This is a genomic window from Moorena sp. SIO4A5, assembly GCF_010672005.1.
Classification (GTDB): domain Bacteria; phylum Cyanobacteriota; class Cyanobacteriia; order Cyanobacteriales; family Coleofasciculaceae; genus Moorena.
In genome coordinates this window covers 1-13,546 of the sequence record NZ_JAAHHZ010000151.1, presented here as the reverse complement: position 1 = coordinate 13,546, position 13,546 = coordinate 1, and the positions used below count along the sequence as shown (strand labels likewise).

The window sequence follows — 13,546 nt, the reverse complement described above, 5'->3', positions numbered from 1 at the left end:
AGGGGTCTTCCCCTGAATTAAAGCAAATCCCTTTGAGTCCACCAGCGGTCTCGATCTGCTCTATCAACACTTGTGCCTTTGGTCGGGTGGTTTGAATCAAAATAACTGGCATGCCTTCCCCGATTGCCTTTATATTCTGAGACTGATAGGATTTGACACCAGAGCGAATAGATTCTATTGCTTCCCAAGACATCATGCCCAGCTTGAGGAAAGCATCCTTTGGCACAAGGTCATCCCGTAAGGGTATGGTCATCGACTCTGAATCGAAATCATCTTCCTCGGACTCAATTGCCATCTCTAACAACTCATCCGCCAGGTCAGGATGGGTGTTAACTTTAACGTTAACAGTAGATTTTGGTTCTAGGGGTACCGGGATGCGGTAGCGCTTACTAATCTTGGGTAAGTTTTCGTCATCTAATTCCTCATGGTAATGGTGAACAAATCGCTGAATCGCTTCTAGGGCAACATAAATTGCGATCGCTTCTTCTTCATAAATATAAGGTCGCATTCCTTCCAAGGGATGGACTGTACCAAAGCCAGGTACAATCTCAGATACTGGCAAATCAGCTAAATCAATATCATCCTCTTCATCCTCATCTTCGGTATCATCACCAAACCGCCCAAAGGTTAAAAACAAACAATCTTGCCCTAAGAAAGCTTGTTCCATCTTTTCCCACGAGTCATCTGCCAGCACTGATGATCGGAAGCGTTTCAGGGAATCCCAGGAGCGATATAGTAGTACCCCGTACTCCATACCCAGCATACCCATTACTGAGACGTATAGGGTTTCCACATCCCAGCGATTTAATTCAATTGAGATAATCTGATGATCAGCCACTACTTCCCAAGCAGCTTCATGCCAAATTTCATAGGCTTTTTCGATAAGTAGGTCGGCATACTTAGGTGGTAGCTGGGGTTGTCGAGTAGCCGCCATTTCCTCAAATCCCCGAAACAGTTCGTCAATCAAGGGTAAATTGGGTACATAATCAATGCCAATGTCTAACCCTTGAAGGACACCTCGCAAAAAGAACTGAATTTCTCGGTTACGAACAACAATCTTTGAGGGTCGTGCTGGTCTGGCGGGGCTTTGGGGATGTTCCATGGCTTGCATAAGGGCACGAACAATCGCTTCTGGTCCCATGGTTGGTGATACTAAATCCATTGCCCTGACAATGCCTTCCGAGCCATCCACCCAAAGAATGCAATCATTATGACCCTCACCATCCGGCTGTTGATGATTGTTACCAATAACTGACAGGGGACGGCGGTCTCCCTCCCACACACTGGAAGTCTGTTGTAATTTATTGAGCCGACGACGAGTATTGCGATTCAAAGCAGACATAGAATAGTTTGGGTTGATTGCCTAAGTACCGACCGTGAATAGCCAGTTGCTGGTGGATACTCCTATCTTACCGGGGCAAAGGTTGCACAAGCCCCCCTGATCCGAAGTTGCGTTTCACCGATTAAATATTATGGATATCGGACACCACCACACACCACCAGAAACTACATTTTGCTGGTTACATCGATGTAAACTCTAAGGCAACTCCACAGAGGTCGGTTTAGCAATGTGCGGCAACCCCCACCCTAACTTTTCTCGCAAAACTCTGAAAAACTCTGGTGCTTGCAAACGGATAAATCGAGCGGAGTAAGGCGATCGCTTAACTTTTATTTTATCTTCTGGTATTACGTAGCAACCACCATTGCCATCAACTACCATCACCATCGAATTGGGAGTAGCGGGAAAAATGGTTAATTGCTCTGTGTCGGCAAAGACTAATGCCCGAGATGCCAAAGAATGGGGACAGATGGGCAAAAGTTGCAACACCGGCACCTCAGGAGTTAATACTGGCCCTCCAGCACTTAGAGAATAGGCAGTAGAGCCAGTGGGTGTTGAGACAATTATACCATCAGCTGCAATATCCACTGGTGCGTGATGTCCTATTTGTACCTCAAAATGGCACATACTCGTCAACGGTTCCCGGTGCAATACCATTTCATTTAAACAAAGTGCCTCCCACCAAATCCTCTCATCTCGCAGGATCTGCACAGAAAGCATCGACCGTTGTTCTATAACATACTCTTGTGCCATGACCTGTTCCAAGACAGAAGGCAACTGATTCACATAGGTCTCTGTTAAGAAACCCATGTGACCTGTATTCACGGTTAGCACAGGGATCCCTTGGGGAGCCACTTGGCGAAAAGCCGCTAGTACTGTACCATCTCCCCCCAATACAATTGCAAAAGCCATCTGGTCATCAAAACCAGGGGGGGCTAGTTTGTCCATCGGTGTATGACACACTGGTGATTGAGGACTCGAATAACCCAGAATTCCCCCAACCCCTGTCGCCATACACACTTCCCAACCCGCAGTCCTCAATTGGTTGTGCAACTCTTCAGCAACGCTACAAGCCATTGGTTTAAGGTCGTTGTAGATAATGCCTGCTTTTGGTATACTCACCAGTCCCCGTCTTGAATTACTTGGATTAAATTATCACCGAACATCATGGACAATTGTGATTTAATCAGGTACTGTCTTCATGCAGTCGCCCTATGGGGAGGGGCTGTGTGGTCAGGCTTGATTCCTTACCTTGTAAGCCCTGTAGAGAAAGACTTTGGCCTCACTGGCTCCCCTTTGGCTTCGCTGCATCGATTTTCCAGGAAATACTAGGATTTAGATTTGAAAGGAGTCCTCTTCTTAGACTTCTTTTTAGCTTTCTCGTAATCGATTTCTTTGAGCTTATTCATAATCCGGTTAAAGTATTCTTGCAGATATTCTTCCAAAGTTGTGGTTTGCTTGGGGTCTAGGCCAAAGACCTCGTATACCTTATCCATCGGTGCATCCAGAGGTTTACCGCTCACTAGCACTTCAGTAAAGGCAAGCCGATCTGCCACATTCCAGCCCCACTGAAAAAATCTCACGAATCGGCGCACACCCCGCAAAAAATTTATTGGGAGTCGGGCTATTTTAGCATCTTTACCGGACAACCGCTCACACAGATTAATGATTTCGTAGGTACTAAAGGCTCTGGTTCCCACAACCGGGAATGTCTGATTTACTGTTTCTGGAACTTCCAGAGCACGAATGCCAAACTTAGCAATATCCTGGGTGTTCATATAGGCGATGGGAGAGGTTTCTCCTGTAATCCAAACCGCCTGTCCATCCAAAATCGGGATGGCATACTGACCAATTAAGCCTTGCATAAAGCCACTTGGTTTCAAGATTGTGTGTGGCAATCCTGATTCTGCCAGAAATAGTTCTGTACAGTGCTTTATTTCCATCAGTGGGACATGAGGAAAATTCTCACTTCCCAGAATTGAGAAAAAGACATATCTTTCCACACCAGCAGCCACAGAAGCTTGAATCAGGGCAACTTTCCCTTCCCAGTCTACCTGTCTGATGGTCAGAGAATCTGTTGGTCTCGATGTTGCCGCATCAATGACAGCTGTGATCCCTTCCAGGGCTTTTGGCAGGGTTTCTGGAACACAAAGGTCCCCTTGTACTAGTTCGGCTCCCCATTCTTTTAGGAAAGAGGCTTTTCGTGGACTGCGTACAAGACAGCGTACCTGATGATCCTCGTCCAGTGCACGACGAACCACCTGTCTTCCTAAGGTGCCAGTTGCACCGACGACCAACAAGTTCATTATAGTAATTTTAGTAAGGAATCTTTAAGTTTCTATAAGATTCTATCAGAAATTTTGTCGATCTCTCATGTTTCTGGTATTCAATAGGCTTTGCCCACGGTGAGGGGTGTGGGAGAATGGGTTGAGGCGGGCGACAGCATCGGTCATGGATTTGGAAGAAAACTGTGAAAGAATTCTTGACCAAACCCCACAGCCGTTACCCCATAACCCATTCACTAGAAACTATTCTGACACTCCCTGGATTTTGAGTAATAAGAAGCCTAAGCCCAAACCCACTAGAATCAGGGTGAAGGACAAAAATGCTGCATTGAAAATTTCTGTACCCATTGTTTTATGATCTCCTATGTACTTTTGTTACAAGGTATCATGACTAGGGTGCCAAAATATAGCAATCCTATGGAAATCCTGAGCAAGACTATTTCAGCAAAGGGGTTAGGATCCGGGAGTGTTGAGGAATGATGTCAGACTTGTCAACAAACCATCAGAAAATGTCTTTGACAGGAAAACTTAACTCACCACCAAGGCGTCCTCGGTTAGCGGTGACCTTGGGAGATCCGGCAGGCATTGGACCAGAAGTTGTCCTCAAGGCATTGGCAGATTCCCAAGTCACTAGCAATTGTGAGATAACGGTGATTGGCAGTCGGTACCTCTTGAATGGGGCTTACACCCAGCTACGTCAGCAGGGGATTGAAGATGTAGCTACTTTAGCTTCCCCAGAGACATTATCAATCCTTGACATTGAGTTGGATTATGGACAACGGCCTCAAATCACCCCAGGTGTTGGTAATGCGGCTAGTGGTGCTCTTAGTTTTGTGTATCTCGAAAATGCGATCGCACTCACCCAACGTGGTGAGTTTGATGGTATTGTGACCGCACCCATTGCCAAGTCTCTCTGGAAAGCGGCAGGACATGATTATCCTGGTCAAACTGAAGTGCTAGCCCAGTATTCTGGTGTCAAACAATTTGGGATGCTGTTCGTAGCGCGATCGCCCCATAGTGGTTGGGTGCTACGTACACTTTTAGGTACCACACATATTCCTTTAAGTCAAGTACCAAATACCTTAACGCCAGAATTGATGGCGAGTAAACTAGACTTACTAATCGCCTGCTTGGCTAGTGATTTTGGGATCAAGAAACCTCGAATCGCGATTTCTGGGTTAAATCCTCATAGTGGTGAGCAGGGTCAGCTAGGTTGTGAAGAACAAGATTGGTTGATTCCCTGGCTAGAGCAAGAGCGCCAGCAACGCCCGACTATCCAATTAGATGGACCAGTACCTCCTGACACTCTTTGGGTAAAACCTGGTCAGGCTTGGTACGGCAACCATCAGCAGTACGCTCATGATGCTTATGATGCTTATTTGGCACTTTATCATGACCAGGGCTTAATTCCTGTCAAACTTATGGCATTTGACCGAGCGATCAATACTACCATCGGTTTACCGTTTGTGCGCACTTCTCCTGATCATGGCACAGCGTTTGATATTGCTGGTCTTGGCATTGCTAACGCTACTAGCATGAAGGCTGCAATTAGCCTGGCTACTGAACTGGTGAACCAGAGGTTGAGTAACCCTTTAGCTATCAGTGGTTAGAACTTGCCTTGTACTCAACCTTTACTCTCTAAGTGGAACCGCCAACTGGACTTTTTGAGTATTGCGAGTAGTTGAGGATTGAGGAAACACATTAAGTTCTTCCTGCTGGATGACATCCCCAAAAACTATGTCTACATTGTCCCTTGAGCCAACCTTGAACTTAGGCTGTAAATTGTTACCTAAGCCTTCCGTTTCCTCTAGCTCTAGTGATGTTGGGAAAAAGGTGCCATAATCGTCTGAGACCGTGCGACCATTAACTTGGCGGAGGGTGTCACCAGACAGGGTTACTGAACCGCTTGGCTCACTAGACTGCGCTCCTGACTGAGCATAAGCAAGAGGTACCAATCCCACAGCTATCCAGCCGATTCCTACTATAACTAGTGTTTTACGGATCATCAGCTTTCTCCTGGTTTTTTTATTTACCTTATTTTATTTATTTATTTTTATTTTAGTAGTCTTGACATTAATCTGGCATCCGAATACATCCTTATAAAAAAAATAAGCGGTAGTAATTTTAACTATAACTTTGTACAAGCATAACTTAAGCTATCAGCTATCAGCTATCAGCTTTTCAATAAAAGAGGTAAGCTTTGGCCTTGGCCTATGGTCACGCTACGCGGATGATAGCTGAATGCTTACCTTAAGGTTTTAACCCACGCTATCAGTCAAGGCACTACTTGAAAAGCTACCCTTGCCAGCTATAAGCTCGACTAGCCTGTTTAGGCTGACTGCTAAAAGCTCACCGTCAACAATATCACTTACTTTATGACCATCATTCGTGTACCAAAGTCCTGGGAACTGCCAGAGCAACAAGTCACCTCAGAAACGGCTTATTTTAACCGACGTCGCTTTCTCAAAAATTTAGTTGGTGCCAGCCTAGGCACTGGAATGCTATCAATTCTTGGTTGTCAAGGTTCCTCTGCCTCAGACAAAGCTCTTTGGGAAACCCTAAATCAACCCAAGTTCAAATCCTTAGCAACCAATCCAGCTTTTGCCAGTGTTGACAGACCGATCACTGATGAGGAGCTCGCTGGACAGTACAACAATTTTTATGAATTTGGCGGCAGTAAATCGATCTGGCAAGCAGCGCAAAATTTACCAACCAAAGACTGGAAGGTAGAGGTAACCGGATTAGTCAAAAATCCCCAAACCTATGACCTAGATGATCTCCAAACTAAATTTCCGATCGAAGAGCGGATCTATCGCTTCCGCTGTGTAGAGGCGTGGTCAATGGTGCTACCCTGGATCGGATTTCCGATGAAAGCGCTGATGACAGCAGTAGAACCTACTTCAGAGGCTAAATTTGTCCGATTTACCTCCTACTATGACCGCAAAATTACTACTGGTCCAGGCATACACCTTGGTTCCTTACCTTGGCCTTATACGGAAGGTTTACGTGTTGAGGAAATGGCTAACGAACTAGCATTTTTTGCTATTGGTATTTATGGTCATCTATTACCCAAGCAACATGGTGCTCCTATTCGCATGGTAGTGCCCTGGAAATATGGTTTTAAAGGAGCAAAATCTATAGTCAAAGTGGAGTTTTTAGCTAACCAGCCAGCTACCTACTGGAATACTATTAATTCCTATGAATATGACTTTGAGGCAAATGTTAACCCCAATAAGCCTCACCCGAGATGGTCACAAGCGACAGAAAGATTCATCAGTAGCGGTCCTAACTTATCCTGGGAAAAACGACCCACCCTACCTTACAACGGTTATGGGGAATATGTAGGTGGATTATATAGTTGAAGGTTATTTGGTTGTTAGCCTTTGGCGTTGGGTGCAGGGGAGGTTGAAGGTTAAAGGTTGAAGGTTGAAGGTTGAAGGTTGAAGGTTGAAGGTTGAAGGTTGAAGGTTGAAGGTTGAAGGTTGTTCGCCCTTGGCCTTCCCTTCGGGTAGGTTTTTTGGTTACTGTCGGCGTTTACCCTTTCGTGACCTGAATAACCTGTAAACTACCACCTGCGTACAAGGAGCGATCGCATACCTTAAACCCCACTTGCTCAAGCCCCTTGACCAAGTCAGTCTCTAGTAATTGCCAAGCTGTCTCAGTCTCAAACAACCACATAAATACCGCTAACCCTGGCCAAAACAAAACATTAGTTGGCTTGTGCAAATCCACCAGGGTAAACACTCCTCCTGGTTTAAGCACCCGGTGAACCTCCTGAATAATCTGCTGCAACACCTCAGGGGTCATTTCATGGAGTGCGGCGCTGGTGTGAACTATATCAAATTGAGCATCTGGAAAGGGCATCTGTTCAGCCAAACCCTCTACATAGTTGGCTTGGGGAACATTCCGTTGTGCTCGCTCTAGGGATAGTGGAGAAATATCTAAGCCTGTGACATGCTCAGACAATTCCACCAAGAACTGGGTGGCCTGACCACTGCCGCAACAGAGATCTAGCACTTTGGTTCCTGAATGAATTGTTAAGCCCTGTAACGGTAGCTGGCGGAATCGTCTCTCTCCACCTACGCTCAAAGCCGCGATCCGGGAAATACTATCATACAGCCATTGGTACTGATAACTCCAAGCTCTAAGAACTGTTGCCACTACTCACTCCTTGGTAAAGATCGGTGTTTCTTGTTGCAAATTTAAGTTAAAAAATATATTGTTAAAATGAGTAACAAATATGAAAGTTATGGGAAGCTGTGTTAACTATGGGTCGTGTTGGGGTATTATTGCTTAATCTAGGTGGGCCAGATCAGTTAAAGGATGTTCGTCCCTTTCTATTCAACCTGTTTTCTGACCCGGAAATTATTCGCCTGCCTTTTCCGTGGCTGCAAAAACCCCTGGCTTGGCTAATCTCCACTAAGCGTGCTAAGATCTCCCAGGAGAACTACAAGCAAATTGGTGGTGGTTCCCCTCTACGGAAGATTACAGACGCCCAGGCTCAAGCCCTCCAGGAACATTTGCAAACAAAAGGGCAAGAGGTCAGTGTATATGTAGGAATGCGTTACTGGCATCCTTTCACTGAAGAAGCGATCGCAACCATCAAAGCCGATGGTATCGAACGCTTAGTTATTTTACCGCTTTATCCCCAATTTTCCATCAGCACCAGTGGTTCTAGCTTCCGTCTGCTAGAAAATCTGTGGACAGAAGACCCAGACCTGAGCAAGGTTGAACACACAGTCATTCCCTCCTGGTACCAGCAGCCACAATACCTCCAAGCCATGGCTGACTTAATTACTCAGGAACTCGATAAGTTTTCTAATCCCGATCAAGTTCATATCTTTTTCAGTGCTCACGGTGTACCCATCAGCTATGTCACAGAAGCTGGAGACCCCTACCAGCGAGAAATTGAGGATTGCACTGCCTTAATTATGAAAACCCTCAACCGCCCCAATCCCCATACTCTGGCCTATCAAAGTCGGGTTGGTCCGGTAGAATGGCTCCAACCTTACACCGAAGATGCGTTGCAAGAACTCGGAGCTAAGAATACTCAAGATTTGCTGGTAGTCCCGATTAGTTTTGTCTCGGAACATATCGAAACCCTCCAAGAAATCGACATTGAGTATCGAGAAATAGCAGAAGAATCAGGGATTAAGCAGTTTGAGCGGGTACCAGCCCTCAATACCCATCCCCTGTTTATTGAGTCTTTGACCAATTTGGTAGTTGAGGCTCTCGAATCACCCAGCCGTGAACTCTCCGAAGTGATTCGTCCCCCAGAGACAGTCAAAATTTACCCTCCCGAGCGCTGGGAGTGGGGCATGACTACAGCAGCAGAAGTTTGGAATGGTCGTCTGGCTATGATTGGGTTTATTGCTTTACTGTTGGAGTTGATTAGTGGTACTGGACCGCTACATTTTGCTGGGTTGTTGTAAATTTCTTCAAGTTACAACGGAAACGGGCAAATTGATATCTACCAGATCTAATGGGAAGGGGGGGCAAGTAATCGTCCCCCTCGACTGCTCCCAATAGGAGTTGGTCTGATGAGTTGCGCCTTGGCTTTAAAACTTAAAGTTGCCCTCTAATCTTACTAAATATCCAATCGGGAATAGCATGTTCCGTGTCATATACTCGGTCATACTTTTGTTCAAGTTTTTGCCAATCAATTGAACTGTCTCCTAAGACTTCATGTTTGAATATCTCTAGGGCTTTGCCAGACAAACCTTTTTCTAAACACTGTTTCATTGCTAATCGACTTTCATCTATTTCACCAATACATTCAAAGGGTGTATGTTCAGCTAGTCCGATCATTTCTCTGAAAATAGGGAGTAAGTCATCATCATCAAACAAATTGGAGCCAAAGACTGCATCTACAGATGCTGGCTCGAAGACAGCCATAAAACCTAGCCATACATAAGCACACTTTGGACATTTCTTGCACCAAGGTTTTTGAATATTGCAGGAGTGGATTTTAGGCAGCACCTCGGGATATTTGGCTAGATTTTTGAAGATGCGGAAGTCATAGATGGGCTGCAAAATACTGAAATACGAAAAATTAGATAAGAGATTTGCTTGAATGAATTCATTCAACTCTTTTTCTGCTTCGTAGCCTTTGCCCCATTGATGGTTAACTTCTTTACCTAGTTTTTACCAGAATAAATTACCAGTATTGGCACTTTTTTCATGGGCTAATGCCAAGTACTTATATCCCTCATTCAGCATTAGAGGGAGGGATTCAAAGATAGAGACAGGAGTTTCTGGAACGGTAATTCCTGAATTGTCTGGGAAATATAGGTGAAGAAAGGGATAGTCAATAAAGTCATCGTAGATAGAAATTTTATGCTTTTTAATGGGGGTGACGTATTCTAGGACTCCAGAAATTAAATTGTGTTGGATATCGGCTTTGCCATAAACACTGTGGGAGTATTGCATGGAAGCAAAGGGAACATCTGCTTCTTGTAGCATTTTCAGGGCTACAATACCATCTTTACCACCACCACAGCCTGCAAGTACGGTAGAGTTATCGCCAAATATAGAGGTGGGTTTGCTATTGCTTAAGCTACCTTGTGAATAGATAAGTTCAGGACCAGGGTAGTCTGTTATATTGTTTTCATACCAATGTTGACCAAAAAGTTGGGTCTCAAGCCCCGTCCTTCTAGGAGACGAAACCGTAAGATAGTGGAGCCTTAATTACAAATTTTTAACCCTTTTTATCATAGCCTGCAAACTATAAAGGCTCCACTATCTTACGGTAACTTGGCCTATGGCCACGCTGCGCGAACAAAGGACGGCTTTCTTTCTTTGTGCTACAATATTACGTAGAGTTTTCCCACGTCAATAATGAAAGTCTTAGAGTTCAAGGTCAAAGGGAATAAAACTCAATATGCCGCGATTGATGAGGCGATCCGTACTGGTCAATTTGTCCGCAATAAGTGCGTCCGTTACTGGATGGACAATAAAGGTGTAGGACAAAAAGAACTGTATCGTCACAATACGTGGCTTAGAGCAGAATATCCCTTTGTAAAAGACTTGAACTCTCATGCCTGCCAAGCTTCGGTCGAAAGAGCTTATAGCTCAATCGCTAGATTTTACGATAAATGCAAAAAGAAAGTCCCTGGGAAAAAGGGATACCCTAAGTTCAAAAAGTTTTCCAGATCAGTTGAATACAAGACGTCGGGCTGGAAATTATCCCCTGATTCTAAATCAATAAATTTATTAGATAAAAAAGGGATTGGGAAACTAAAATTAAAAGGGACTTGGGAATTATGGCGCTACGAACAAAAACTGATCAAGCGAGTTAGATTGGTGCGCCGTGCAGATGGTTACTATGTTCAGTTCTGTATAAAGGTTGATGAAAAGGAGCTTTTAGAGCCAACACATACTAATATTGGACTGGATGTAGGACTTAAGGAGTTCTATACCGACTCCAAGGGAGGTATAGAACCGAATCCCAGGTTTTATCGTAAAGGCGAAAAAAGACTGAAATTTTATCAACGTCGGGTTTCTCGCAAAAAGAAAGACTCATCCAATCGCAAAAAAGCCATAAATAGACTAGGACGAGAACATCTCAATATAAGTAGGCGACGTGAAGAACATGCCAAGAGACTGGCACGTTGCGTAATCCACTCTAACGATGTGGTTGCCTATGAAGATTTGAGAGTAAAGAATTTGGTCAAAAACCACTGTCTTGCCAAATCTATTAATGATGCAGGTTGGTATCAGTTTCGCAAATGGCTTGAGTATTTTGGACAAAAGTTTGGTAGACAAACGATAGCGGTAAATCCTGCTTATACTAGCCAGGATTGCTCAAGTTGTGGTGAAGTTGTCAAAAAATCGCTATCAACTAGAACTCATACTTGCTCATGCGGGTGTGTATTAGACCGCGATCATAATGCAGCTATCAATATTCTGAAAAGAGCCTTGGGTACGGCGGGGCACGTCGGAACCTGGATTGACCGTAGGTCACGCTACGCGAACGTTGATCCAAACGCTGGGGGAGATTTGGCCTCTGCTGTTCTTGATTCCGGTCAGGTTGAGTAAGTCGAGTCGTTGATCCAAGAATCCCCGTTCTTCTAGGACGGGGAGTGTCAACAAAGACTCCTTGATATATCTTGGCAAATAGCTCTAACACTGGCTGACTTAAATTTTCAGCGACAAGGTTAATATCATAGTATTTGGGAAATAGTGAACTCAGTTTCATCCCCTCGAATAAGGCAATATAAGCAGCGATTTGATTAATTACTGCTTGAGAATATTTGCTGGCCAGTAAACTGAAGGATACATCATGGTACAAAACTTTCGTTGAAAAGTTGAAGTTATCTGCACCATAGATAATGTCCAAATGATGCTCGTGAATGGTTAATTTATGAATTTTAATGGTTTCAATTTTATTTCAACTTTGGTAACAAAAATTTTGCACAATCCAATAGTGACTTAGGGTTTTTTAAAAATGATCAAATTTGTTTTTTGTTGAAAGCTAAATTGATTTGTTTCTGGCTTGAAATACTCTAGTATTTTTTAAATAAAGAAAGAACACCGAACTATTAAGAATACATTGTTTTAAATAAACTTCTAGCAAATCCCAATTATCACCATCAACTTCATGGTTATAATAAAAATCAATTACATCATACTGTACTTCAATTATATCTAAGGCTTTTTGGATATCTTCTGCTGTTATAAATCTTTGATAGTTATTCGGCTGTTCGTAATTTTCTATATAAAAATTATATAATTGATGGTAACAAGAATCTGAACTTGCTTGACACATCAAAAAAATACCACTGGGTTTGAGCAATGTCTTAATATGCTGTAGAATATCCTGGATTTTATTAATGTCTACAGTATAAAAGGAATGAATTGCCCAAATACTATCGTAGTAGTTACTTTTTGGAATTGCTGTTTCAATAGTTTCTGTAGAAGATAAGAACCCTTGATTTGCCTGAAAGTGTTTTAATTTATTCAACACTGAACTACATTGATTCAGACAATAGTCTGAAACATCTAGCAAATCAGATGATAGCTTGAGTTCACTATCAATTTTCTTATCTAATAAATCTGGGAAAACTCCTGTTCCACAACCTATATCCAAAAGTTTTATCGTATCACTTCCAAATGAATCAATTATTTGTAAAAATCGATGATTATTAACAAGATATTCGTAATCTATCCAAGTAATTTTTAACCAAGAGTCTATATCTAGATTACTTTTTTGATAGTAGTCTTGAGAAGGATTGAGATTGTCAGTGTTTTGTTTCATGGCTGTTTCAGATGTAGGATATGTTTTATTTTGGCTACTAACTAACTTAAGGCGGGATGGTGGAGCGGCCCACCGTCCCGTTAGAGTTTTACCACTTTAAGCGGATACCCTTTGTTTTTCAATATAAAATAAAATTCCGGAGTGTGGAAGCATTATTTCTCCCCCCTCCATCTTTTGCGAACTCGTGCCAAAGTAGTCTAGGAGCAGTCGCAATTGTAAGGGTGAAAAAAATTCCGTGTTGGCACCAACTATAAAATTTAGTAACTGTTTACCCAATTCAGACTCTTTGTCAAAACATTTTGTAATGTTTGTTGTAAAATCAATTTTTTCTTGACCAAACGGTAAATTGCTTTCAGTTAGGAGTTGCTTTACATCATCGCTAAACCACGGATAATTTCCGTATAGTCGCTGATTTGCATGGTAAAAAGGTTCATTCAGTAACTGTCTTTTAGCTACCCCTAAAATTACCATTCCTCCTTCCCGGCTAAGTTCGTAAATTTTACGAAATAAGGTTTTAATGTCAGAAAAGTAGTAAAGGGATCGGGTAAATCTGCGGGATTACTCCCGCTTCGTCCCCAAGGCACCGTGCGAGCGAGTCTCCAAGCACACGGCGCGCCCAACTTCTTTAGAACACGTTTTCTTTTGCGACTTACTTTTCCTTGAATC

The 13,546-nt window shown here is 43.3% G+C and carries 15 protein-coding genes; 4 read left to right on the top strand and 11 right to left on the bottom strand.

Translation table 11 applies throughout. The features are described 5' to 3' along the window. The 4 genes from F6K57_RS29445 to F6K57_RS29430 all read right to left on the bottom strand — a co-directional run. The coding region (locus F6K57_RS29445; RefSeq protein WP_293071802.1) for a hypothetical protein at positions 1–1,342 on the bottom strand (1,342 nt) is incomplete at its 3' end. Between the two features lie 195 nt (positions 1,343–1,537). After that, entirely contained in the window at positions 1,538–2,455 is a 918-nt protein-coding gene (locus tag F6K57_RS29440) for an NAD(+) kinase (RefSeq protein ID WP_293059309.1), read from the bottom strand. A gap of 212 nt (positions 2,456–2,667) precedes the next feature. Beyond that, entirely contained in the window at positions 2,668–3,645 is a 978-nt protein-coding gene (locus F6K57_RS29435; RefSeq protein WP_293071801.1) for an SDR family oxidoreductase, read from the bottom strand. A 222-nt stretch (positions 3,646–3,867) separates the two neighbouring features. Next, a complete protein-coding gene (locus F6K57_RS29430) occupies positions 3,868–3,972 on the bottom strand; it encodes a PetM family cytochrome b6-f complex subunit 7 (protein WP_063747919.1) in 105 nt (34 codons plus the stop codon). A 161-nt stretch (positions 3,973–4,133) separates the two neighbouring features. Between F6K57_RS29430 and pdxA the strand changes: the two genes are divergently transcribed. Next, the gene (gene pdxA / locus F6K57_RS29425; RefSeq protein WP_293071803.1) at positions 4,134–5,234 is read left to right on the top strand and encodes a 4-hydroxythreonine-4-phosphate dehydrogenase PdxA; all 1,101 of its coding nucleotides are present in this window, start codon (positions 4,134–4,136) and stop codon (positions 5,232–5,234) included. A 21-nt stretch (positions 5,235–5,255) separates the two neighbouring features. Here the strand turns inward: pdxA and F6K57_RS29420 are convergent, their stop codons facing one another. Further along, on the bottom strand, positions 5,256–5,630 hold the full coding sequence (locus tag F6K57_RS29420; protein ID WP_075904491.1) for a hypothetical protein: 375 nt from the start codon (positions 5,628–5,630) through the stop codon (positions 5,256–5,258). Positions 5,631–5,999: 369 nt separating this feature from the next. On the opposite strand from F6K57_RS29420, the gene msrP reads away from it, so the two are divergent. Further along, positions 6,000–6,986, top strand: a complete 987-nt coding sequence (gene msrP, locus F6K57_RS29415) for a protein-methionine-sulfoxide reductase catalytic subunit MsrP (protein ID WP_293071800.1) — start codon at positions 6,000–6,002, stop codon at positions 6,984–6,986. A gap of 172 nt (positions 6,987–7,158) precedes the next feature. Here msrP and F6K57_RS29410 read toward each other — a convergent pair whose 3' ends face one another. Beyond that, positions 7,159–7,785, bottom strand: coding sequence for a methyltransferase domain-containing protein (locus F6K57_RS29410; protein WP_293071799.1), 627 nt, complete (start codon positions 7,783–7,785; stop codon positions 7,159–7,161). 107 nt (positions 7,786–7,892) lie between these two features. Here F6K57_RS29410 and hemH point away from each other — a divergent pair, with 107 nt between their 5' ends. Then, complete coding sequence (hemH, locus tag F6K57_RS29405; protein WP_293071798.1) at positions 7,893–9,056, top strand: ferrochelatase; 1,164 nt, start codon at positions 7,893–7,895, stop codon at positions 9,054–9,056. A gap of 133 nt (positions 9,057–9,189) precedes the next feature. Here the strand turns inward: hemH and F6K57_RS29400 are convergent, their stop codons facing one another. Beyond that, positions 9,190–9,711: a hypothetical protein gene (locus F6K57_RS29400; RefSeq protein WP_293071797.1), complete on the bottom strand. Its 522-nt coding sequence runs from the start codon at positions 9,709–9,711 to the stop codon at positions 9,190–9,192. A 57-nt stretch (positions 9,712–9,768) separates the two neighbouring features. Then, positions 9,769–10,086, bottom strand: a complete 318-nt coding sequence (locus F6K57_RS29395; RefSeq protein WP_293071796.1) for a hypothetical protein — start codon at positions 10,084–10,086, stop codon at positions 9,769–9,771. Between the two features lie 375 nt (positions 10,087–10,461). Between F6K57_RS29395 and F6K57_RS29390 the strand changes: the two genes are divergently transcribed. Beyond that, entirely contained in the window at positions 10,462–11,661 is a 1,200-nt protein-coding gene (locus F6K57_RS29390) for a transposase (protein ID WP_293071795.1), read from the top strand. A 436-nt stretch (positions 11,662–12,097) separates the two neighbouring features. On the opposite strand, the gene F6K57_RS29385 is transcribed toward F6K57_RS29390, so the two are convergent. From F6K57_RS29385 to F6K57_RS29375, 3 genes are all read right to left on the bottom strand, one after another. Continuing rightward, entirely contained in the window at positions 12,098–12,880 is a 783-nt protein-coding gene (locus tag F6K57_RS29385) for a class I SAM-dependent methyltransferase (protein ID WP_293071794.1), read from the bottom strand. Between the two features lie 96 nt (positions 12,881–12,976). After that, positions 12,977–13,351, bottom strand: coding sequence for a hypothetical protein (locus tag F6K57_RS29380; RefSeq protein ID WP_293071793.1), 375 nt, complete (start codon positions 13,349–13,351; stop codon positions 12,977–12,979). After that, positions 13,345–13,546: hypothetical protein (locus F6K57_RS29375; RefSeq protein WP_293071792.1), on the bottom strand; the 202-nt coding region annotated here is incomplete at its 5' end. The genes F6K57_RS29380 and F6K57_RS29375, both read right to left, overlap by 7 nt.